Source organism: Mesorhizobium sp. M0870, assembly GCF_040319775.1.
GTDB lineage: Bacteria > Pseudomonadota > Alphaproteobacteria > Rhizobiales > Rhizobiaceae > Mesorhizobium.
This window is the reverse complement of sequence record NZ_JAMYOI010000008.1, coordinates 1-21,066: the sequence shown is the minus strand read 5'-3', so window position 1 is coordinate 21,066 and position 21,066 is coordinate 1. Positions and strand designations below refer to the sequence as shown.

General features: G+C 64.0%; 19 protein-coding genes. 11 read left to right on the top strand and 8 right to left on the bottom strand.

All coding sequences use genetic code 11. The features are described from left to right. Positions 1–103: 103 nt before the first annotated feature. The gene (locus NKH97_RS11855; RefSeq protein WP_352439721.1) at positions 104–574 is read left to right on the top strand and encodes a VOC family protein; all 471 of its coding nucleotides are present in this window, start codon (positions 104–106) and stop codon (positions 572–574) included. 174 nt (positions 575–748) lie between these two features. Here the strand turns inward: NKH97_RS11855 and NKH97_RS11850 are convergent, their stop codons facing one another. Beyond that, positions 749–2,341 carry a peptide chain release factor 3 gene (locus NKH97_RS11850; protein WP_352439722.1) on the bottom strand — a complete coding sequence of 531 codons (1,593 nt, stop codon included), beginning with the start codon at positions 2,339–2,341 and terminating at the stop codon, positions 749–751. Between the two features lie 237 nt (positions 2,342–2,578). Here NKH97_RS11850 and NKH97_RS11845 point away from each other — a divergent pair, with 237 nt between their 5' ends. Beyond that, positions 2,579–3,652 (top strand): NAD(P)/FAD-dependent oxidoreductase, encoded by a 1,074-nt coding sequence (locus tag NKH97_RS11845; RefSeq protein WP_352439723.1) that lies wholly within the window; start codon positions 2,579–2,581, stop codon positions 3,650–3,652. On the opposite strand, the gene NKH97_RS11840 is transcribed toward NKH97_RS11845, so the two are convergent. The 3 genes from NKH97_RS11840 to NKH97_RS11830 form a co-directional block, all read right to left on the bottom strand. After that, positions 3,646–5,019 (bottom strand): amidase, encoded by a 1,374-nt coding sequence (locus NKH97_RS11840; RefSeq protein ID WP_023811656.1) that lies wholly within the window; start codon positions 5,017–5,019, stop codon positions 3,646–3,648. The genes NKH97_RS11845 and NKH97_RS11840 overlap by 7 nt on opposite strands. A 328-nt stretch (positions 5,020–5,347) precedes the next feature. Beyond that, positions 5,348–6,148, bottom strand: coding sequence for a class II glutamine amidotransferase (locus tag NKH97_RS11835; protein ID WP_352439724.1), 801 nt, complete (start codon positions 6,146–6,148; stop codon positions 5,348–5,350). Positions 6,149–6,163: 15 nt separating this feature from the next. Further along, a complete protein-coding gene (locus tag NKH97_RS11830) occupies positions 6,164–6,412 on the bottom strand; it encodes a DUF6356 family protein (protein WP_023811654.1) in 249 nt (82 codons plus the stop codon). Between the two features lie 114 nt (positions 6,413–6,526). Here NKH97_RS11830 and NKH97_RS11825 point away from each other — a divergent pair, with 114 nt between their 5' ends. The 6 genes from NKH97_RS11825 to NKH97_RS11800 all read left to right on the top strand — a co-directional run bounded on the left by NKH97_RS11825 (position 6,527) and on the right by NKH97_RS11800 (position 11,267). Beyond that, on the top strand, positions 6,527–6,997 hold the full coding sequence (locus tag NKH97_RS11825) for an Lrp/AsnC family transcriptional regulator (RefSeq protein ID WP_023811653.1): 471 nt from the start codon (positions 6,527–6,529) through the stop codon (positions 6,995–6,997). A 301-nt stretch (positions 6,998–7,298) separates the two neighbouring features. Further along, positions 7,299–7,784, top strand: coding sequence for a dUTP diphosphatase (gene dut / locus NKH97_RS11820; RefSeq protein WP_128304825.1), 486 nt, complete (start codon positions 7,299–7,301; stop codon positions 7,782–7,784). Further along, positions 7,784–8,446: an HAD family hydrolase gene (locus NKH97_RS11815; RefSeq protein ID WP_128304824.1), complete on the top strand. Its 663-nt coding sequence runs from the start codon at positions 7,784–7,786 to the stop codon at positions 8,444–8,446. Before dut ends, NKH97_RS11815 begins: the two co-directional genes overlap by 1 nt. A 72-nt stretch (positions 8,447–8,518) precedes the next feature. Next, a complete protein-coding gene (locus NKH97_RS11810) occupies positions 8,519–9,373 on the top strand; it encodes a hypothetical protein (RefSeq protein WP_352439725.1) in 855 nt (284 codons plus the stop codon). Between the two features lie 77 nt (positions 9,374–9,450). Next, the gene (locus tag NKH97_RS11805; RefSeq protein WP_352439726.1) at positions 9,451–10,254 is read left to right on the top strand and encodes an isocitrate lyase/PEP mutase family protein; all 804 of its coding nucleotides are present in this window, start codon (positions 9,451–9,453) and stop codon (positions 10,252–10,254) included. Between the two features lie 14 nt (positions 10,255–10,268). Further along, entirely contained in the window at positions 10,269–11,267 is a 999-nt protein-coding gene (locus NKH97_RS11800) for a proline racemase family protein (RefSeq protein WP_352439727.1), read from the top strand. A 9-nt stretch (positions 11,268–11,276) separates the two neighbouring features. On the opposite strand, the gene NKH97_RS11795 is transcribed toward NKH97_RS11800, so the two are convergent. Both NKH97_RS11795 and NKH97_RS11790 read right to left on the bottom strand, forming a co-directional pair. Next, complete coding sequence (locus NKH97_RS11795; RefSeq protein WP_352439728.1) at positions 11,277–11,987, bottom strand: sulfate transporter family protein; 711 nt, start codon at positions 11,985–11,987, stop codon at positions 11,277–11,279. Between the two features lie 89 nt (positions 11,988–12,076). Continuing rightward, complete coding sequence (locus NKH97_RS11790; protein WP_352439729.1) at positions 12,077–13,009, bottom strand: DMT family transporter; 933 nt, start codon at positions 13,007–13,009, stop codon at positions 12,077–12,079. A gap of 228 nt (positions 13,010–13,237) precedes the next feature. On the opposite strand from NKH97_RS11790, the gene NKH97_RS11785 reads away from it, so the two are divergent. Beyond that, a complete protein-coding gene (locus tag NKH97_RS11785; protein ID WP_027039710.1) occupies positions 13,238–14,230 on the top strand; it encodes an adenosine kinase in 993 nt (330 codons plus the stop codon). A gap of 490 nt (positions 14,231–14,720) precedes the next feature. After that, a complete protein-coding gene (locus NKH97_RS11780; RefSeq protein WP_128304819.1) occupies positions 14,721–15,422 on the top strand; it encodes an antitoxin Xre/MbcA/ParS-like domain-containing protein in 702 nt (233 codons plus the stop codon). 33 nt (positions 15,423–15,455) lie between these two features. On the opposite strand, the gene NKH97_RS11775 is transcribed toward NKH97_RS11780, so the two are convergent. Beyond that, on the bottom strand, positions 15,456–17,735 hold the full coding sequence (locus NKH97_RS11775; RefSeq protein ID WP_023811643.1) for an NADP-dependent malic enzyme: 2,280 nt from the start codon (positions 17,733–17,735) through the stop codon (positions 15,456–15,458). 213 nt (positions 17,736–17,948) lie between these two features. Here NKH97_RS11775 and mutS point away from each other — a divergent pair, with 213 nt between their 5' ends. After that, positions 17,949–20,672, top strand: coding sequence for a DNA mismatch repair protein MutS (mutS, locus tag NKH97_RS11770; protein WP_352610820.1), 2,724 nt, complete (start codon positions 17,949–17,951; stop codon positions 20,670–20,672). A gap of 74 nt (positions 20,673–20,746) precedes the next feature. Here the strand turns inward: mutS and NKH97_RS11765 are convergent. After that, the coding region (locus tag NKH97_RS11765; protein WP_352796903.1) for a hypothetical protein at positions 20,747–21,066 on the bottom strand (320 nt) is incomplete at its 5' end.

Below are 21,066 nucleotides of genomic sequence, written 5' to 3'. Positions count from 1 at the left end.
GCGCACTGCATGCCCGTCCTTGGGCAGACGGCATGGAAATGGCACCGCGTTCGGAGTCAGCCGTTTCGCCGTAACGCAACCAAAACAACCCGAGGAGCACGACATGCAAAAGATCACCACCTGCCTGTGGTTCGACGGCCAGGCCGAAGAGGCCATGAATTTCTACGTCTCCATCTTCAAGAATTCGAAGGTGCTGAGCGTAATGCGCTGGCCCGAAGGCCACGCCGATGAAGGCAAGGTGCTGGTGACCACGTTCGAACTCGACGGGGTGCAGTTCCAGGCGCTCAATGGTGGACCGCAGTTCAAGCACACCGAGGCGATGTCGCAGTCGATCGACTGCAAGACGCAGGAAGAGGTGGATGACTTCTGGGACAAGCTCATCGAAGGTGGCGGCCAACCGTCGCAATGCAGCTGGCTGAAGGATAAATTCGGCGTCTCCTGGCAAGTTGTGCCGGAGCAGCTGCCGCACCTGCTGCTGGATCCGGACCGGGCCAAGGCCGGCCGCGTGATGTCGGCGATGATGCAGATGAGCAAGATCGACATCGCAAGGATCGAGGAAGCGGCCAGAGGGTGAGAAGCGGTCCGCGTAGCGGACGGAAAGCCAAATGCTTGGCTTTTCGAGCTTCGAACGCCCGGAGCCTGCGACGGGCCGGGGGAAGTTGGAGTCTATCAGCCCCAGGTCGCGCCGCCCCTCATCCGTCCTTCGGGCACCTTCTCCCCGTGAGCGGAGAGGAGGAAAAAGCGCGACTTACGCCGCTCTGTCGCGGACCTGATAGTCCTTGATCGTGGCAAATCTGATCGCCTTCCAGCGTTCCGCTTCGTAGTTCAGCGAGAAAGCGTGCTGGGCGAGGAACACTGGATCATTGTCGAGGTCGCGGGCGATGTCGCCGCGATGCGCCTCGATGAAGCGAAGCGTCTCGGCTTTGTCGTCGGCCGATATCCAGCGGCAGACCGAAAACCGAGACATCTCGAATTCGACCGGCAGCGTGTATTCGAAGTTCAGCCGCTCCTTCAACACGTCGAGCTGCAGGGCGCCGACGACGCCGACGATGGCAGGCGAGCCGTCCTCCGGCGAAAACAGCTGCACGACGCCCTCTTCGGCCATCTGGTGCAGCGCTTCCTTGAGTTTTTTCGCTTTCATCGCGTCGCCGAGGCGAACGCGGCGCAGGATTTCCGGTGCGAAATTCGGCACGCCGCGGAACAGGATTTCCTCGCCCTCGGTCAGCGTATCGCCAATACGCAGCGTGCCGTGGTTGGGAATGCCGACGACATCGCCGGCGAACGCCTCGTCGGCGGTGACGCGGGTGCGGGCAAAGAAGAATTGCGGCGCCGACAGCGACATAGGCTTTCCCGTACGCACCAGCTTGGCCTTCATGCCGCGCTCGAGCTTGCCCGAACAGACGCGGACGAAGGCAATGCGGTCGCGGTGGTTGGGATCCATGTTGGCCTGGATCTTGAAGACGAAGGACGTCATCTTCTCCTCGGTTGCCTCGACCTTGCGGGTGTCGGCCTCCTGCGCGCGCGGCGGCGGTCCAAAAGCGCCAAGCGCCTCGATCAGGTCGCGCACGCCATAATTGCGCAGCGCCGAGCCGAAATAGACCGGCGTCAGATGGCCCTCTCGGAAGGCTTCTATATCAAGGGGTCTGCACGCTTCCCGCGCGAGCTCCAGTTCCTCGATGAAGGCTTCGCGTTCGTTTTCTGGCAAAAGGCCAGCAACGCGGTTGGAATCGGGACCATTAACCGGCGTGCGTTCTTTCTCCGCGTCGCCCCTGCGCACGGCATTCAGCGCCAGATGATAGGTGCCGGCAAAATTCTTGCCGCGGCCGATCGGCCAGGTGACGGGGGCAGTATCCAGCGCCAGCTTCTGCTCGATCTCGTCCAAAATCTCGAACGGATCGCGGCTTTCGCGGTCCATCTTGTTGATGAAGGTGATGATCGGAATGTCGCGCAGCCGGCAGACTTCGAACAGCTTCAGTGTGCGCGGCTCGATGCCCTTGGCGGCATCGATGACCATGACCGCCGAGTCGACCGCCGACAGCGTGCGGTAGGTGTCGTCGGCGAAATCCTCGTGGCCGGGCGTGTCGAGCAGGTTGAAGACATTGTCTTCATACTCGAAGGTCATCACCGAGGTGACGACCGAGATGCCGCGCTCACGCTCGATCTTCATCCAGTCGGACCGCGTCTGAATCTTGTCCTTCTTGGCCTTGACCTCGCCGGCAAGCTGGATGGCGCCGCCGAACAGCAGCAGCTTTTCGGTGAGCGTGGTCTTGCCGGCGTCCGGGTGCGCGATGATCGCGAAGGTGCGGCGGCGCGCCACTTCTTCTTCTATTGCTTCGGGCATTCTCTGGGATTTCCGTGTGACAGGCCGGGCTTCTAGCAGCGCAGTGCCGGGCTGTCGACCGGTCCGACGGCTCGGAAGCTGCTGATCGCCGCCTCACCATCAGAGCATACAGCTCAGTCGTGCTGTGGCTCCGGCCAGTGCATTGCCGCATATTTTGCGCTGCGCGATGTTGGCAAGCGGCTGCCGGGATGGCACTGGATGAACATCCCTCCGGATGGCGAGGCAGAGGAGCAAGACATGACTGCGGCGAAACAAGTGATCGTCATCGGCGCCGGCATCATCGGCGCGTCCATCGCCTGGCATCTGAGCAAGGCGGGAGCACAGGTCACGGTCATTTCCGACAGCCCCGTCGGTGGAATCGCCACCCCAAACTCGTTTGCCTGGATCAATGCCAGCTGGGGCAATCCGGAGCCCTATTTCCGGCTGCGCACCCGCGCGATGGCCGAATGGTCGCGGCTGGCGCAGGACCTACCCGGCCTGCCGCTCAGCTGGTGCGGTGGCCTGTGCTGGGATCTGTCGGCCACCGACATGGAAATCTACGCCACGGAGCATTCCGCCTGGGGCTACGGCATCGAACGCGTCGACCGCGCCGGTGCCGCGCGCATCGAGCCCAATCTCGCCGAGCTTCCCGACTTTGCCCTGCATGTGGCTGAGGAAGGTGTCGCAGAGCCCGTGGCCGCCGCCCATGCCCTATTGGCAGACGCGAAGCGACATGGCGCGAAGACCATCTCCAGCACGGTGACGGCCCTGGTCCAGACCGGCGGCAGGATCACCGGTGTCGACACTTCGCACGGATTGATTGCATCAGACGAGGTGGTGGTCGCGGCCGGCGTCGGCTCGCCGGAGATCGCCGCGACCGCCGGGATCAACCTGCCGATCGAAACGCCGCCCGGCCTGATCGTCCACTCACGGCCTTACAAAAAGCTGCTCAACGGTCTGGTTCTGGCCGAGCGGCTGCACATGCGCCAGACGGCGGAAGGCCGCATCATCGCCGGCTCGGATTTTGGCGGCGCCGATCCGGGTATGAATGCCGAAGCCACCGCCCACGCGCTGTTTGCGGCCATGAAAGCCATGCTGCGCGACAGCGACGGGTTGGAACTCGATTTCCACACGGTCGGCTACCGGCCGACGCCGATCGACGGCTTTCCGATCATCAGCCGCGCCGAGGGCGTGGACGGTGTCTATGTCGCCGTTATGCATTCCGGCATCACGCTGGCGCCGGCCGTCAGCCTGTTCGCCACAAGGGAAATTCTCGACGGCGAGCGCGACCCCTTACTTGCCCCTTATGGATTGTCGCGCTTCGCTCAATAGGCGGGCGGACGGCGAAAGCCGCCGGTGAGTGGTTCGATTGCCTTGGCGATGCCGAGCAGCCGTGACTCCGACCAGCGTTTGCCGACCAGTTGCAGGCCGATCGGCAGGCCGGTGCTGTCCAGTCCGCACGGCATGGAAAGCGCTGGATGGCCGCTGTAGTTGAACACGGCGCCATAGGCCGGCAGCATCCAGTAGCTCTGCTCCTTGCCGTCGACCTTGATCGGCGTGCCCGGCTCGCAATGCGGGAAGGCGGTGGTCATGGCGACCGGGCAGATCAACGCGTCGTAGGCCTCGAAAAACCGGTCCCAGGCGAGAATGGATTTGTCGCGGCGGGCGAGTGCCTCGAACCAGCGCGAGACCGGTGTCGGTTCCTCCGGCGGCTCAGGCTGAGCGGCCTCCAGCATCATGCCGATCAGCGCGCCGCCCTGCTCCAGATCGTCATGCAGGTCGAGTTTCGGCAGTTTTGCTTCTTCGACGACCGCTCCTGCGGATTGTAACTGCCTTGCGAGACTTTCGACCGCGGCGCTGACGTCGCCCGCCACTGGAAACCCGGGAAAGAACGGCGCGAAGGCAATGCGCAATGTCTTGAGGTCGAGGCTTGGCATATCCTCGACCGGCACCGGCGCAAGATCGGTGTCGCTTCCATTAGGACCGGCAATGATTTGATAGATCAGCGCCAAATCTTCCACACTGCGCGCCAGCGGCCCAAGGCAGGACATCAGCCGCACGCTGCGCGCAGTACCGCCGGGATCGGGAAAGACGCCGGCCAGCGAGACGCGGTGCTCCGTCGGCTTCAGGCCATAGACACCGCAGAAACTGGCCGGCAGCCGGATTGAGTCCTGCATGTCGGTGCCGACATCGAACGGCGTCATCCCCGAGCAAAGTGCAGCCGCCGCGCCGCCGCTGGAACCGCCCGCCGTGCGCTGGAGATTCCAGGGATTGCTGGTGCGACCAAACAGCGGATTGTTCGACTGCCAGTCCGAAAGCATGGTCGCGACATTGGTCTTGGCCATCAGCACGCCGCCAGCCGCACGCAAGCGGGCGACGACCGGACTGTCCTGTTTGGCGACATAGTCGGCAAAGGGCGGAAAGCCGACCGTGGTCTTCATGCCGGATGTATCGTGCATGTCCTTCAGCGTGAACGGTACGCCGTGCAGCGGGCCGAGGGCCTCGCCGCGCGCCTGGGCCGCGTCGGCCTTCTTGGCGCACTCGCGAGCCCCTTCCCTGTCGAGCGAGATGACGGCGTTGACCGCATCGTTGTGCGCATCGATCTGCGCCAGATGCGCGTCGAGTGCCTCGACGGCGGAGATCTTCCGCGCGGCGATGGCAGTGGCCAGCTCGATGGTTGAGGAAAAGACGAGGTCCATTGACAATGCTCCGGCTTGGCCGCGTTCGCCTGATCGGATGGCGGACAGCGGCGCTGCTTCAAATGGAGTTGAGCATTCGAGGATTGGCTGCGTTTGATCGAAATTGTGCAGACTGGACTGTCCAAGTCTGCACTCTACGGCGCCCCCCTCTGTCCTGCCGGACATCTCCCCCACAGGTGGGGAGATTGGATGTCACGACAGCTTTCGCCAATCTCGGACGTTGCAAGGAATAGCGCGGCAGTCGCAGGTGCCAATCTCCCCCCGTGTGGGGGAGATGTCCGGCAGGACAGAGGGGGGGCTGTCCCGCGGCGTTGCCGCACTTTTGCAACTAGACGGCCAGTGCCAGCCTGGCCGATGCGGGTGCGAAAGGGCGAATGACCATGCCATCGCCAGTGATCGTCACAAAATTCGACGGCGGGATCGCCTGCCAGTCGCCGCCCTCGCGGTCGAACGGCTCGGAAACGATGCAGCGGCCGCCGCCCTTGCGCAGGACAGACGTGTAGAGCGTCGGTGCGTGAGCGTCGGTGGCGTAGCGCACCGCATGCAGCGCCTGCCCGTCGGAGAAGGCGGCGGTGAGTTTCAGCGCCGGTTCGAGGCCGGCGCGGCGCGAGGCTTCGAGCACGCGGCTGGTGGCGCGGGAGACGGCGCCTTGCGGATCGCCGGTCAATCCCTCGTCGATCATCAGCAGGAAAAACAATTCGGAATCGGTGGTGCCTTCGCGCTGGTCGAAGACAGCGTCGGACAGCGAATTCTCCAGCGCGCGGCGGATTTTTTCGAAGCCGCCGATCTGGCCGTTGTGCATGAACGACCAAGAGCTGGAGATGAACGGATGGCAATTCATGCGGCTGGTGGCGCCGCCGGTGGACGCCCGCACATGGGCGAGGAACAGGCCGGATTTGATCTGCCGGCACAGGCTCTTCAGATTGGGATCCGACCATGCCGGCAGGATGTCTCGGTAGAGACCCGGCTCCGGGCGGTCGCCATACCAGGCAAGGCCAAAACCGTCACCATTGGTCGGCGATTTCGCTTCCTGGGCGCAATGGCTCTGGGCGATCAGCGAGTGACAGGGCGCGGTGAGCATGTCTTCGAGAAAGACTGCTTCACCGAGATAGGCCGCCCACCGGCACATCGCTTCTGTCGCCCTCTAGGCGCGATCCATAAGAGCCGCAGGCTCCTTGATCGCGTGTGTGCCTCTGTTGTGCGTCCGCTCGTAAAGCTCACGAACGATTCGGCTGGCGGTAGTCTCAAACAGAAATGGCAAGAAAGCGTGAACGAGCGCGGCGCCAGCCGCCATCAGCAGCCGCGACGAGAACCAGCCGGCAAAGGCCATATGAGTGAAATAGGTTTCGCCGACCTTGGCCGGATGAGAGGTGAAAATCCTTGCGACCGACATGCTGGTCCCCTTCAGCGCTTGAAGTTCCTGATATGAGTATCCTGACACGCTTCGCCGGTTCATCGGTCTCAAAATATCCTTGTATTTGACCCGTTGATGGGACAAACATCCCACATGGCGTTGGAAATCGACGAAATTGACCGGAAATTGCTTGCCGAATTGCAACGCGACGGCACGCTGTCGGTCGACCAGCTGTCGGAACGGGTGGCGCTGTCGCGCAATGCCTGCTGGCGCCGGGTGAAGCGGCTGGAGGAGGATGGCGTCATCACCGGCCGCGTGGCGCTGGTCGATGCCGAAAAGCTCGGACTTGGCCTTTCCGTCTTCATCCTGATCCGCACGTCCAACCACGACCCGGAGTGGCTGCAGAAATTCCGCGCGGCAGTGACCGGCTTTCCCGAGATCACCGGCGTCTACCGCATGTCGGGCGACCTCGACTATGTCTTGCGCGCCCGCGTCGCCGACGTGAAGGCCTATGACCGGCTCTACCAGCGGCTGATCGCCAAGGTGGCGCTGTCGGATGTGTCCGCGTCCTTCGTGATGGAGGAGATCAAGGAGACCACCGTCGTTCCGATGGAACTGAGGTAGATTAGCTGAAGCCTCCCAACTTCGTCGTCCACGGGCGGAGCAGGAGCGAAGTTCCGTCGCGAAGACCCGAGGATCCATGCCGTGACCTTGGCCGAGGAGTGCAGCGGAGCAGAATTCTGCACCGCAGCAACGCTTTAAAGTCGCGGCATGGATCCTATGTTCTGCGCTGCGTCGCTTCGCTCCTTGCTTCGCCCGTGGATGACGAAGCGTTGGGTGGTCACAGTGCCGCCCAAAAGAAAGCCGTTGATAGAATTACAGTCGAGTTGACCGAATCGCCGTTCGCGCCGATAGGATCGATTTTATGCGCGCAGCCCTTCAAACTCCCTCCGTCATCGGTCCGACCGTCGGCTTCGTCAGGTTGCCGCATGCTGAAGGACTTCCCCTTCCTGCTTATGAAAGCACCGGTGCTGCCGGCATGGATCTGCGCGCCGCCGTGCCCGACGACCGGCCGCTGCTGATCCTGCCTGGCAAGCGTACTTTGGTGCCGACCGGGCTGATCCTGGAAATTCCGGAAGGCATGGAGGGCCAGGTGCGGCCGCGCTCCGGACTTGCTTTCAAGCACGGCCTGACTGTCCTCAACACGCCCGGCACCATCGACAGCGATTATCGCGGCGAGGTGAAGGTGCTGCTGATCAATCTCGGCGACGAGGACTTCGCGGTGACGCGCGGCATGCGCATCGCCCAGATCGTTTTTGCCGCGGTGACGCAAGCCGCCGTGGAAGAGCGCAACCTAGCTGGCGGCACGGCGCGCGGCGCGGGCGGGTTCGGGTCGACCGGCACCGCCTGATGCCTGAACTGCCTAAACTTGTCATCTTCGACTGCGACGGGATCCTGGTCGACACCGAGAACCTCGCCAATCGGCGCCTCGCCGAATGGCTGACCGCTGCCGGCTATCCGACAAGCTTCGAATATTGCCGCAAGAATTTCTCCGGCCGCAGCATGGCGTCGGTGCAGAAAGAGATCGAAGCAGAGACCAGCGTCAGGCTCGGCGTCGATTTCGTCGATCGCTGGAACGCCGGCCTGCCGGATCTGTTTGCCCACGGCGTCGAAGCGATCCCCTACGTCCGCGAGTTCGTCGAAGCCGTGCGTTCAGCCGGTATCGCCTATTGCGTCGCCACCTCGGCCCGAGTGTCGAAGATGCACATCACGCTCGGCCAGACCGGGCTGTTGCCGCTGTTCGAACACGCGATGTTTTCCTCGACCATGGTCAGCCGTGGCAAGCCGTTCCCGGACCTGTTCCTGCATGCGGTCAAGACCATGGGCTTCGCGCCCGCCGACTGCATCGTCATCGAGGACAGCGTCGCCGGCACGCAGGCCGGGATCGCCGCCGGCATGCGGGTGTTTTCCTATCATGCCGATCCCTATTCCGACCGCGCTGGCCTGATCCAGGCCGGCGGCATCCTGTTCGACGACATGCGCGAACTGGCCGGGCTGGTGCCGATCCACTAAGCTGATCTGCAGCCCGCGGCTGTACGCCTCGATCGTCCGTGCTAGCTTGGCCCCGCCAATTCGAGGCCACGCATGAAACCCGCCCTGTTCCGCTTCTTCCTTACCTTGACGCTGCTGCCGTTTTTGTGGACTGCGGCCGGCGCGCAAGCCGTCGGCTTCCCGGAACTCGGCAGTGCTTTGCCCGGCCGCACGGATGCCACCTATCTCGACCTCGCGAGGATGGTCATTCCAGATCTCGCCGCGGACCAGGACGGCTTCTACAGGGGCGGGTTACCGATCGAGATGCGACATATCGAGCGACCGGACGGCGGCGGTTCGCCGCCCGAAACTTCGGGCTTTTCCAATGCCGCGGTGCTTGCGATCAAGGCCGGCGGCAAGGACCGGCTGGCCATGCTGTTCGACCTCGGTGACTCTCCCGACAGCGCCGAAGGCTATGCGGTGCTGGCGCTCTACGACGTCACGGCCAAGCCAAAATTGCTCGACGCCGTCAATGTCGCGCTCGACCGCGGCACCTACTTCCGCGAACCGGGCAAGCTTTCGGTCAGCGCCAACGATGACGTCCTGATCACCATGAGCGCGCATTTCAACTCGAGCCAGAACTATGTGATCACGCCGCTGATCATGGTCCGCGACGACAAATTCGAACTGATCGACATGATCTATACGTTCGACGAAAACCTGTGCGCCTACAGCCGCAAGCAGGATGTAGCTTTTCAGGCCATCGCGGAGGGGAAGTCCTATGCTGCCATCAAAGTGACGGTGACCGATGCCACGGTGCTCAACGGCGAAAGCTGCGACGACACTCCGCCCCGACCAGAGTCCCACGCGATTTCCGTCATCTATCACTGGGACAAGAAGACATCGCGCTACATCAAGGATTCCGACACGCTGGACAAATTGGCAGGAGAGAACGCCAAACGCTTCTGAACCAACCGCATTCGTTTGCCCGGCCAAATGGGGCAGGATAAAATCCACTTAGCCACACCGCATATGGGGGTACTACCATGGACAAGGGCAAGATCTTCCGCGACCTGCATGCCTCGACCTTCGTCATGCCCAATCCCTGGGATATCGGCACGACGAAGCTGCTCGGCTCGTTCGGCTTCACGGCGCTGGCGACAACCAGCGCCGGCTTTGCCTTTTCGCGCGGCTTGCCGGACGGCGCGGTGACCTTCGACCAGATGATCCACCATTGCCGCGAGGTGTCGGGGGCGACCAGCCTGCCGGTCTCGGCCGACCTCGAGAAAGGCAAGGGCGACAGCGCCGAGCAGGCCGCCGAAACCATCTTCGCGGCCGAAGCGGCCGGTCTTGCCGGCTGCTCGATCGAAGACCACACCGGCGACCCCGACAAGCCAATCTATGATTTCGCGCACGCTGTCGAGCGCGTTGCGGCGGCGGTGGAGGCGGCGCGGGCGCTGAAGCGCGATTTCGTCTTCACGGCGCGGGCCGAGAATTTCCTGTGGGGCAAGTCCGACCTCGACGATACCATCAAGCGGCTGCAGGCGTTCGAGAAGGCCGGCGCCGACGTGCTCTATGCGCCAGGCATCGGCGACGTCGAGATGATCCGCACGCTCTGCTCGGCGGTCAGCAAGCCGGTCAATGTCATGGCAAAGCCTGGCTTCACCATCGCCGACCTCGCCATGGCCGGCGTCAAGCGCATCTCGCTCGGGCCGTGGCTGACCAATTTCGCCTATGGCATGCTGGAAACGGCGGCACGCGAGATCCAGCAGGACGGCACCTTCGGCTTCACCCGCGCCGCCATGCCGTTCGGCAAATTGCAGGCCCTCTTCGGCAAGTCTTCAGCTTGAACGGGGCCCATCGCATGACGCTGACCGTCGTCGACATGCATACAGGCGGCGAGCCGCTCAGGATCGTCACCGGCGGCTATCCCGGTATTCCCAAGGGCACGATCCTAGAAAAGCGCGCCTATGTGCGCGACCATCTCGATCATCTCAGGAAAATCCTGATGTTCGAGCCGCGCGGCCATTACGACATGTATGGCGCCTTGCTGGTCGAGCCGGACCTGCCCGGCGCCGACCTCGCCGTGCTGTTCATGCACAATGAGGGTTACTCGACGATGTGCGGCCACGCCATCGTCGCGCTCGGCCGCTACGCCGTAGATGAGGGATTGGTGGCGAAACAGGAACCAATCACGACAGTCAATATCGAGGCGCCGTGCGGGCTGGTCGTCGCCTCGGTCGAGGTCAGGGACGGCAAGGCCGGTGCGGTGTCGTTCGAAAGCGTGCCGGCCTTCCTGTTCGCCGGCGGGCAGACGATAGAGCTGGCGGGTCATGGCACGATCGGCTTCGACGTCGCCTATGGCGGCGCCTTCTACGCGCTGGCCGATTGTCACCAATTCGGGCTTGAATTCGGCAGAAGCCGGGTGCGCGATTTCGTCGATGCGGCAACCGCGCTGACGGACAGGCTCAAGGCCGAATTGCCGCTGTCGCATCCCGACCATGCCGACCTTGCCTTCCTCTACGGCACCATCCTGACCGATGGCCGCGACGCGTTTTCCAGCGAGGTGACTAAGAACATCTGCGTCTTCGCCGAGGCCGAGGTCGACCGCTCGCCGACCGGCTCCGGCGTGACCGCGCGGTTGGCGGCCATGCATGCCAAGGGCGAGATCGCGATCGGGCAGACACGCATGTTCGAGAGCATCGCCGGCTCGCGTTTTTCCGGGTCCGTGGTGCGGACGGCGAAGGCTGGCCCGCACGAGGCGATCATCGCCCGCGTCGGCGGCCGCGCCTACTATTCCGGGCGGGCCGAGTTCATTGTCGAGGCCGACGACGAACTGGGACGCGGTTTCCTGTTGCGCTGACGAAAATGCTCAGCCGCGTGAGGAGCGAGCCACTTCCCGCACCGAAATCGCCTTGTGCAGATGCACCATCATGGCGGCGGCGAAGAGCGGCGTCACCAGATTGAGCAGCGGCACGGCGAGGAAGGCAGCGATGAGCAGGCCGGCGAGAAACACCGTGCCGGCATAGTGTCTGCGCAAGGCTCTGGCCTCTTCTTCGTCGCGAAAGCGCATGGCAGCGAATTCGAAGAACTCGCGCCCGAGCAGATAGCCGTTGACGATGAAGAAGGCGGCGATGTTGACGCCCGGCACCAAGAGAAGCAGCAGGGCGACGATGTTGCCAAGAATGACGACGCCGAGAAATCGCATCGATAGCACCAGCGAGCGCAGCGCTGGCATGGCGCGGCCGGATGGATCGCCGGGATAGTCGGTGCGCTCGACCACCTCGGCGATATCGTCGAGGAACAGGCCGGCGACAACAGCCGTTACCGGCGCGATGAGCAACGCCATACCGAAGGCAAGCGCTATTGCCGCGATGATGCCGCCCAGCCAGCCGGCCCAGGACGGCATGCCGGGCAACAGCGTCTGCAACCATGGCAGGGCCAGCCACTCGACAAGGCTGGTCAGACCGAACCACAGCGCCACCAGCGCCAGCAGGGTCAAGCCCAGCGTCTTGAGGAACACGGCACGAAACGGAGGCGAGAGCAGCTCAAGGGCCGCAGTGCGGGCAGCGTCGAAAATCACCGTGCTTCAACCAAGGGTTAGCGGATACCGCCGAAAGACGGACGCCCCCGAGATAAGCAGTGCAGGTCGCCAGCACAAGCGGCGGGCGCCTACCGCGCAAGCGCCGGCCTGCGAACCGGGATGGCCATGGCAGCGACCCCAGCCACGACAAACGCCATGCCCAGCCATGCCGTCGAACCAAGGCTTTCACCGAGGAAGACGGCGCCGATGCCGACGCCGATCGGCACGCGCAGATAGGCCTGCGAAGTGGTGCCGACCGAGCCCAGCGTGTGGATGAGGCGGAAATAGATGACGAAAGCCAGTGCGGTCGAAAACACCGACAGGCCGAGCAAGGCCAGGATCGATGCGGTCGACGGCGCCAGCGTCCACGGCTGGTCGAACACAAGACTGAGCGGCACCAGGATGATTGCGCCGCACAGCATCGATCCGGCGGCCGGCAGCATCGGGTCGAGGCCCTTGAAGCCACGGCCGAAAATGGCCGCACCGGCATAGCAGATTGTCGCTGCGACGATGGCAAGCTGCGCCCACAATTGGTGACCGATGCCATCAAGCGCCTGGGTTCCGATGATCAGGCATATTCCAGCTATACCGGCGCCGACGCCAATCAGCTTGCGCACCGTGACCGGCTCATGGCGGGTGATGAGCGCGGTGAACAGGAAGGTGAAGATCGGTGAGGTCGCGTTCAGGATGGTGGCGAGGCCTGCATCGACCGAGCGCTCGGCGGCGGCGATCAGGGTGAATGGTATGACGCTGTTGAGGCATGCCTGGAAGGCAAAGCGGCGCCAGCTTGCCGCATCGCCCGGCATGGCGAGCCCGCGCCAGCGGATGATGGCGAACAGGATACCGCCGGCGATCAGGGTGCGGGCGGCTATGAAGGTGACCGGCGGGATGGTTTCGACGCCGATCTTGATGAAGGTGTAGGAGGCGCCCCAGAGCACTGCCAGCACGACGAGCAGTGTCAGGTCGGTGGTCATGTCGTTCTTTGCAGGCTCGTTCTTTGTCGAGATCTTCTTTGTAGACATGGGGCTGGCTCGCCTTCGAAACGGGATCGGCTGAACCAGGCTTGTAGGCGGTGCGGCGACGAAATGCTTCGGCCACGGTCGAATTGTCATAGCGCCTCCCGGCTGATGCGCCTTTTGCCTGTTCCGCCAAAGTTGCGTCTCACGCCCTAGGCAAACCGGTTTCAAATCGCTAGACCCGCGCCGGACCGGCGTGGCAAGAAGCCGGCTCGGGTTTTGGCGGAGATTTTGATGCCGGATTATGACGTGCTTTGCATCGGCAATGCCATTGTCGACATCATCGCCCAGTGCGACGAGGAATTCCTCGAGACCAACGGCATCATCAAGGGCGCGATGAACCTCATCGACACACAACGCGCCGAACTGCTCTACAGCCGCATGGGTCCGGCGATCGAGGCGTCCGGCGGCAGTGCCGGCAACACGGCGGCCGGTGTCGCCAGCTTCGGCGGCCGCGCCGCCTTCTTCGGCAAGGTCTCCAACGATGCGCTCGGCGAAATCTACGCCCACGACATCCATGCGCAGGGCGTCGCCTTCGACACCACGCCGCTCAAGGGTGAGCCGCCGACGGCGCGCTCGATGATCTTCGTCACGCCCGACGGCGAGCGCTCGATGAACACCTATCTCGGCGCCTGCGTCGAGCTTGGCCCTGAGGATGTCGAAGCCGACAAGGCGTCTGGCGCCAAGGTCACCTATTTCGAAGGGTATCTGTGGGACCCGCCGCGCGCCAAGGAGGCAATCCGCCAGACGGCGAAGCTGGCGCACGCGGCAGGCCGCGAAGTCTCCATGACACTGTCGGATTCGTTTTGCGTCGACCGCTACCGCGACGAATTCCTCGACCTGATGCGCTCGGGCACGGTCGATATCGTCTTTGCCAACAGCCACGAGATCAAGTCGCTCTACCAGACGTCGTCGTTCGACGAGGCGCTGGCCCAGATCCGCAAGGATTGCCGGATCGCCGCCGTCACCCGCTCGGAAAAAGGCTCGGTGATCGTACGCGGCGACGAAACCGTGGTGATCAAGGCGACCGCCATCAAGGAACTGGTCGACACGACCGGCGCCGGCGATCTCTATGCCGCGGGCTTCCTGCATGGCTACACGCAAGGCCGCGACCTGCAGACCTGCGGCGACCTTGGCTCACTGGCGGCCGGACTGGTGATCCAGCAGATCGGCCCCAGGCCACGGCAGAATCTGCGCCGAGAGGCTGAGCAGGCGGGGTTGCTTTAGCAGCCATCAAGCTGCCGATCTCCCCCCTCGTGGGGGAGATGGCCGGCAGGCCAGAGGGGGGCACCGTCCCGCCAGCATCTTCAAGGCTTTACACTGCCGCCGACCCCGAAATAGACGGCATGAATTCCTGGATTCTTGCGCGACGTTGACGTCGTCAGAAGGACCTGGAGCGCGGGCGCAAAACATCGTTCCGTAGCGATCCTTCGCGCGCCCCTCTGCCCTGCCGGGCATCTCCCCCACGAGGGGGGAGATCGGCAGCTTGGCCGTCCGCTTCTCACCGTCGCGCGGCTGTCATACATCGCACCTACACGCAATCTGGGCGTCCCGCGACTGACATTTCGGTGCGCCCTCAGTCAGTTGGGGTGTCAAGAAATGCTAGACAGCATGCTGTCGGGCGGCCGGATTCATTGCCGCCGCGATTTCCGCTTTCCGCTCTAGAGATTCAACAATCGGCCGCAGCTGAGGGGAGCGCGGCCCGGAAGACAGATGCATGAACAGATTTCAGATCCAGGCCCTCAGGCAGGACGACTTCGCGGAGATGGTCGCGGAGGAGGTCGAACGCGCGCTTGCCCACTATGATGAGGCCATCAACAAGCCAACCATGGTCTCGGTCGGCAAGATCGCCGGCAGCATAGCGTCCGCCGTCACCTTGCTGTCGCCGAAGCACCAGCGCGCCATCGACGCCATCCATGCCGACCTGCCCGGCCTGGCCTCGAAATTCGTGCGCGCGCTGGCGGCGGAAGCCGCGCGCCGCAGCGAAGCCGGTATTGCCGGCGTGATCAATCCGCCGATGACCCCGTTGACCGATGTCGAGCCCCCCTCGCTGCCAAAGTCCGACGATCTCGAATCGATGCTGATCGAGGACTGGGCGGGCCGCGTCGCCGGCTCGACCTATCTGGAAGAGCATTTGCGCATCGCCCGCTCGACCCTGCACCGTTGGCAGAGACGGGGTGAGGTCATCGCCTTGCGCAAGGGCGGCCGCAAACATGTCTTCCCGCTGGCGCAGTTCGTCGACGGCCGGCCGGTTGCAGGCATTCGCGACGTGCTGTCGCTGATCACCAATCCAAGGCTCGCATGGCTGTGGCTGACGCGGCCCTCGGCGCAGCTCGACGGCCGCATTCCCGTCGACCTGCTTCGGCAGGATCAGGTCGACGAGGTCGTTGAGGCCGCGCGCGTATTCGCGCCGCGCTGAACGCCTCGCGACCTCACCGCTCAGGCTCGCCCCTCAAGTCCCCGCCGTATACGCCGCGATCGCCGCCATGTTGACGATGTCGCTGTCCTTGGCGTTGAGCGACACGATCTGAACCGGCTTGTTCAGGCCGACCAGCAGAGGACCGATGACCGTGGAGCCGCCGAGTTCCTGCAGCATCTTGGTCGAGATCGAGGCCGAGTGGAACGCCGGCATGATCAACACATTGGCCGGGCCGGTCAGCCTTATGAACGGATATTGCGCCATGGCGCGGGCGTTGAGGGCGACGTCGGCGGCCATTTCGCCGTCATACTCGAAGTCGACGCGGCGCTTGTCGAGGATGCGCACCGCTTCCTGGACGCGCTCGGAGCGCTCGCCCTGCGGATGGCCGAAGGTCGAATAGGCGAGCATGGCGAGCCTCGGCTCATAACCCATGCGGCGGGCAAAGCCTGCGGCCTCCTCGGCGATGTCGGCGATCTGCTCGGCGTTCGGCATATCGTGCACGGCGGTGTCGGCGACCAGCACGGTCTTGCCCCGCGCCAGCACGATCGAGACGCCGATGACGCGATGGCCGGGCTTGGCGTCGATGACGCGGCGGATGTCGTCGAGTGCTGTCGAATAGTTGCGGGTGACGCCCGTCACGATGCCGTCGGCGTCGCCCAGCGCCACCATGCAGGCGGCAAAATGGTTGCGGTCGTTGTTGATCAGCCGCTGGCAGTCGCGGAACAGGAAGCCTTTGCGCTGCATGCGCTCGTAGAGATAGTCGGTGTAGATGCCGTTGCGGCGCGACAGCCTTGCATTGATGATCTCGATGCCTTGCTTGTTGAGGTCGATGCCGGCGTGCTTGGCGTTTTCCTTGATGACGTCGTCGCGTCCGAGCAGGATGGCGGTGCCGAGCCGCTGATTCACATAGGAGACGGCGGCGCGCATGACCTGCTCCTCTTCGCCCTCGGCGAAGACGATGCGCTTGGGCTGGCGCCGCACGCGGTCGTAGATGCGCTGCAGGGTCGAGGCGATCGGGTCGCGGCGGGCCGACAGCTCCTGCGCATAACGGTCGAGATCGAGGATCGGCTTGCGGGCGACGCCGGAATCCATCGCCGCCTTGGCCACCGCAATCGGGATGGCCGAGATCAGGCGCGGGTCGAACGGCACCGGGATGATGTAGTTGGGGCCGAATTTCGGCCGGTTGCCCTGATAGGCGGCGGCGACGTCGTCGGGCACATCCTGGCGTGCCAATGCCGCCAGCGCCTGGGCGGCGGCGATCTTCATGTCGTCATTGATGGTGGTTGCCCTGACATCCAGCGCGCCGCGGAAGATGTAGGGAAAGCCGAGCACGTTGTTGACCTGGTTGGGGTAATCAGAACGACCGGTGGCCATGATGGCGTCGGTGCGGATCTCGGCGACCTCCTCCGGCGTGATTTCCGGATCGGGATTGGCCATGGCGAAGATGATCGGGTTCTTGGCCATCGACTGCACCATGGCGGTGGTCAGCGCGCCCTTGGCGGAGAGGCCGAGGAAGACGTCGGCGCCATCGAGTGCCTCGGCGAGGCTGCGCGCCTCGGTCTTGACCGCATGCGCCGACTTCCACTGGTTCATGCCTTCGGTGCGGCCTTGAAAGACCACGCCCTTGGTGTCGCACAAAGTGATGTTTTCCGGCGCAAAACCCATCGCCTTCATCAGCTCGATACAGGCGATGCCGGCTGCACCGGCGCCGTTGCAGACCATTTTTGTGGTCTTCATGTCGCGGCCGGTGATTTCCAGCGCGTTGATCAGGCCGGCGGCCGAGATGATCGCAGTGCCGTGCTGGTCGTCATGGAAGACCGGGATGTCCATCAATTCGCGCAGGCGCTGCTCGATGATGAAGCATTCCGGCGCCTTGATGTCCTCGAGATTGATGCCGCCGAAAGAGGGCCCGAGGAAACGCACACAGTTGATGAACTCGTCGGCGTCCTCGGTATCGACCTCGAGGTCGATGGAATCGACATCGGCGAAGCGCTTGAACAGCACCGCCTTGCCCTCCATCACCGGCTTGGAGGCCAGCGCGCCGAGATTGCCAAGGCCGAGAATGGCGGTGCCGTTGGAGATGACGGCGACCATATTGCCGCGCGTCGTGTAGTCGAAGGCGCGCGAGGGGTCTTCGGCGATGGCCAGAACAGGAACCGCGACGCCAGGCGAATAGGCGAGGCTGAGGTCGCGTTGCGTCGCCATCGGCTTGGTGGCAACGACCTCCAGCTTGCCGGGGCGACCCATGGCGTGGAATTCGAGCGCTTCCTGCGCACTGACGGACGGACCGTTGTTCTCGGTTTTCCTGGCCATGATGTTCTTGATTTCCTCACCGGTGCAGCACCTCGTTGAAGCGGGTGCTTTGTGTCGGACCGAATTAAGACCACGCGCCGCCGCGTGTAAACCGCCAGCGCGCTGGAATCGCCGTCCGCATCGGCAATTGCGGACAAGCTGCCGTCCCGTCGTCCCCTGTTTTTCGAAGCTCTGGCATTAAACCGCATCATCACATCTGCTAGCGTGCCGCGCATGAACATGCACAGCCCGAACGAGCCAGACGCCCCCGAGGCGATGACGCCGGTGCCGACCGCCCACGCCGGCGCCACGCCGATGATCGAGCAATTCATCGAGATCAAGGCGGCGAACCCCGATTCGCTGCTGTTCTATCGCATGGGCGATTTCTACGAGCTGTTCTTCGACGATGCCGAGAAGGCGAGCCGGGCGTTGGGCATCGTGCTGACCAAACGCGGCAAGTATCAAGGGCTCGACATTCCGATGTGCGGCGTGCCGGTGCATGCCGCCGACGATTATCTGCAAAAGCTGATCGGCCAGGGTTTCCGCGTTGCCGTCTGCGAACAGATCGAGGATCCGGCCGAGGCCAAGAAACGCGGCGGCAAATCGGTGGTGCGCCGCGACGTGGTGCGGCTGGTGACACCGGGCACCATCACCGAGGACAAATTGCTGGCGCCGTCGGAATCGAGTTTCCTGATGGCGCTGGGGCGGGTGAAAGGCGGAGCGGACCACTCCTTTGCGCTGGCCTGGATCGACATCTCGACCGGCGCCTTCCGCGTCACCGACACCACCGCCGACCGGCTTTTGGCCGACATTTTCCGCGTCGATCCGCGCGAGCTGATCGTCGCCGAGCCGGTGTTCCATGATCCGGAGCTGAAGCCGGTGTTCGACGTGCTCGGCCGCGTCGCCAGCCCGCAACCGCCGTCGCTGTTTGATTCGGCCTCGGCCACGGGACGCATCGCCCGTTTCTTCGATGTGGCGACGCCGGATAGCTTTGGCGCCTTTTCGCGCGCCGAGCTATCGGCGATCTCGGGCGCCATCGCCTATGTCGAGAAGACGCAGAAAGCCGAGCGTCCGCCGCTGTCGCGGCCGGAGCGCGAGGAGCAGGGATCGACCCTGTTCATCGACCCGGCAACACGCGGCAATCTCGAACTCTTACGCACGCTGTCGGGCAGCCGCGAAGGCTCGCTGTTCAAGGCGATCGACCGCACGGTCACCGGCGGCGGCGCAAGGCTGCTCGCCGACCGGCTGATGGCGCCGCTGACCGACCCGGTGGCGATCGGCGGCAGGCTGGACTCGGTTTCGTTCTTCCGTTCCGAGACCCGGCTCTGCCAGGCGGTGCGGTCGAGCCTGAAGAGCGTCGCCGACATGCCGCGCGCGCTGTCTAGGCTGGCGCTCAACCGGGGCGGGCCGCGCGACCTCGGCGCGCTGCGCGCCGCCTTCGAGGCGGCAGGCGCGATCGCCGAGATTTTCGCGGCGACCGCCCTGCCGCAGGAATTGACGGCCGCACTCGCCGCCATCCATGCACTGCCCCAAGCGCTTTCGCAGCATCTGACGCAGGCGCTCGGCGACGAGCTGCCGCTGCTCAAGCGTGACGGCGGCTTCGTGCGCGGCGGCTACCATGCCGATCTCGACGAGATGCGGGCGCTGCGCGATGAGTCGCGCAAAGTGATCGCCGGGCTGGAGCGCTCGCTGATCGACGAGACCGGCATCCGCTCGCTGAAGATCCGCCACAACAATGTGCTTGGCTACTACATCGAGGTGACCGCCAATCACCACGCGATCATGACCGGCAGCGACGGCGCCAAGGCGCGCTTCATCCACCGCCAGACCATGGCAAACGCCATGCGCTTCACCACGACCGAGCTTGCCGAACTCGAGACCAAGATCGCCAATGCCGCCGACCGGGCGCTCAGCATCGAGCTTGCCGCCTTCGACGCGCTGACGGCGGAAGCGGTCGGCGAAGCGGAGAAGATCCGCGCCGGTGCGGACGCGCTGGCCGTGCTCGATGTCTCGGCGGCACTTGCGCTTCTCTCGGAAAGCGAAGCCTGGTGCCGGCCGGTGGTGGATTCGAGCCTTGCTTTCGACATTTTGGGGGGCCGGCATCCGGTGGTCGAGCAGGCCTTGCGCCGTTCGGGCGAAGGCCCGTTCGTCGCCAATGATTGCGACCTGTCGCCGGAGGGCAGCGCCAAGAATGGCGCGATCTGGCTTCTGACCGGCCCCAATATGGGCGGCAAGTCGACGTTCCTCAGGCAGAACGCACTGATCGCCATCCTCGCCCAGACCGGCTCGTTCGTGCCGGCGACATCGGCCCATATCGGCGTCGTCGACCGGCTGTTCTCGCGTGTCGGCGCCTCGGACGATCTGGCGCGCGGCCGCTCGACCTTCATGGTCGAGATGGTCGAGACGGCGGCGATCCTCAACCAGGCCGGCGAACGCGCGCTGGTGATCCTCGACGAGATCGGCCGCGGCACCGCCACTTTCGACGGCCTGTCGATCGCCTGGGCGGCGGTCGAATACCTGCACGAGAAGAACCGCTGCCGGGCGATCTTCGCTACTCACTTTCACGAAATGACCTCGCTGGCCGGCAAGCTGGCGCGGCTCTCCAACGTCACCATGCGGGTCAAGGAATGGGAAAACGACGTCGTCTTCCTGCACGAGGTCGGCAAGGGTGCCGCCGACCGCTCCTACGGCGTGCAGGTGGCGCGGCTGGCCGGCCTGCCGGAGGCGGTGGTCGACCGGGCTAAGGAAGTGCTGCATCAGCTCGAAGAAGGCGAAGTCTCCGGCAAGACCAACCGGCTGGTGGATGACCTGCCGCTGTTTTCGGTGGCGGTGAAGCGCGAAGCGCCAAAGCCGGCGAAAAACGATGCGCTCGGCGACGCGCTCGGCGCGATCAATCCCGACGAGATGACGCCGCGCGAGGCGCTGGAGGCGCTTTACCGGCTTAAGGGACTGGCGTAGCCAGTAAAGGTCGGCGGGACAGCACCCCCCTCTGCCCTACCGGGCATCTCCCCCGCAAGGGGGGAGATCGGACGTCACCTTGGCTTTCGCCAATCACCATGCAAGGAGAGCGGAGCGCGGAAGCTGCCTATCTCCCCCCTGTTTGGACCGGAGACATCGCGAACAGGTGTGCGAGAACATCGCGAACAGTTTGGCGTGCTTTGCGCCGGGAGGTTCGCGATGCCATTTGGGAACACCAGCGTGATGGATGGGAAGTTGGAGTTTGTGCGTTTGCGGTGCAGGATGGCAGCAATGTCAGTGCGCTTTTTTGTCGTTTCGGGATTGGCCGAACCTGTGGTCACAAGTTGATCGCGCGGTATCGCGCCCATGGCGAGGCCGGGCTTGCGGAGCAATC

Bases quoted from the DNA above. Each gene is read 5' to 3' on its own strand.
- NKH97_RS11845 (WP_352439723.1), top strand. From the start codon at position 2,579: ATGACTGCGGCGAAACAAGTGATCGTCATCGGCGCCGGCATCATCGGC.
- mutS (WP_352610820.1), top strand. From the start codon at position 17,949: ATGAACATGCACAGCCCGAACGAGCCAGACGCCCCCGAGGCGATGACG.
- NKH97_RS11780 (WP_128304819.1), top strand. From the start codon at position 14,721: ATGAACAGATTTCAGATCCAGGCCCTCAGGCAGGACGACTTCGCGGAG.
- NKH97_RS11810 (WP_352439725.1), top strand. From the start codon at position 8,519: ATGAAACCCGCCCTGTTCCGCTTCTTCCTTACCTTGACGCTGCTGCCG.
- NKH97_RS11825 (WP_023811653.1), top strand. From the start codon at position 6,527: ATGGCGTTGGAAATCGACGAAATTGACCGGAAATTGCTTGCCGAATTG.
- NKH97_RS11785 (WP_027039710.1), top strand. From the start codon at position 13,238: ATGCCGGATTATGACGTGCTTTGCATCGGCAATGCCATTGTCGACATC.
- NKH97_RS11830 (WP_023811654.1), bottom strand. From the start codon at position 6,412: ATGTCGGTCGCAAGGATTTTCACCTCTCATCCGGCCAAGGTCGGCGAA.
- NKH97_RS11815 (WP_128304824.1), top strand. From the start codon at position 7,784: ATGCCTGAACTGCCTAAACTTGTCATCTTCGACTGCGACGGGATCCTG.
- NKH97_RS11805 (WP_352439726.1), top strand. From the start codon at position 9,451: ATGGACAAGGGCAAGATCTTCCGCGACCTGCATGCCTCGACCTTCGTC.
- NKH97_RS11850 (WP_352439722.1), bottom strand. From the start codon at position 2,341: ATGCCCGAAGCAATAGAAGAAGAAGTGGCGCGCCGCCGCACCTTCGCG.
- NKH97_RS11855 (WP_352439721.1), top strand. From the start codon at position 104: ATGCAAAAGATCACCACCTGCCTGTGGTTCGACGGCCAGGCCGAAGAG.
- NKH97_RS11835 (WP_352439724.1), bottom strand. From the start codon at position 6,148: ATGTGCCGGTGGGCGGCCTATCTCGGTGAAGCAGTCTTTCTCGAAGAC.
- NKH97_RS11790 (WP_352439729.1), bottom strand. From the start codon at position 13,009: ATGTCTACAAAGAAGATCTCGACAAAGAACGAGCCTGCAAAGAACGAC.
- NKH97_RS11775 (WP_023811643.1), bottom strand. From the start codon at position 17,735: ATGGCCAGGAAAACCGAGAACAACGGTCCGTCCGTCAGTGCGCAGGAA.
- dut (WP_128304825.1), top strand. From the start codon at position 7,299: ATGCGCGCAGCCCTTCAAACTCCCTCCGTCATCGGTCCGACCGTCGGC.
- NKH97_RS11800 (WP_352439727.1), top strand. From the start codon at position 10,269: ATGACGCTGACCGTCGTCGACATGCATACAGGCGGCGAGCCGCTCAGG.
- NKH97_RS11840 (WP_023811656.1), bottom strand. From the start codon at position 5,019: ATGGACCTCGTCTTTTCCTCAACCATCGAGCTGGCCACTGCCATCGCC.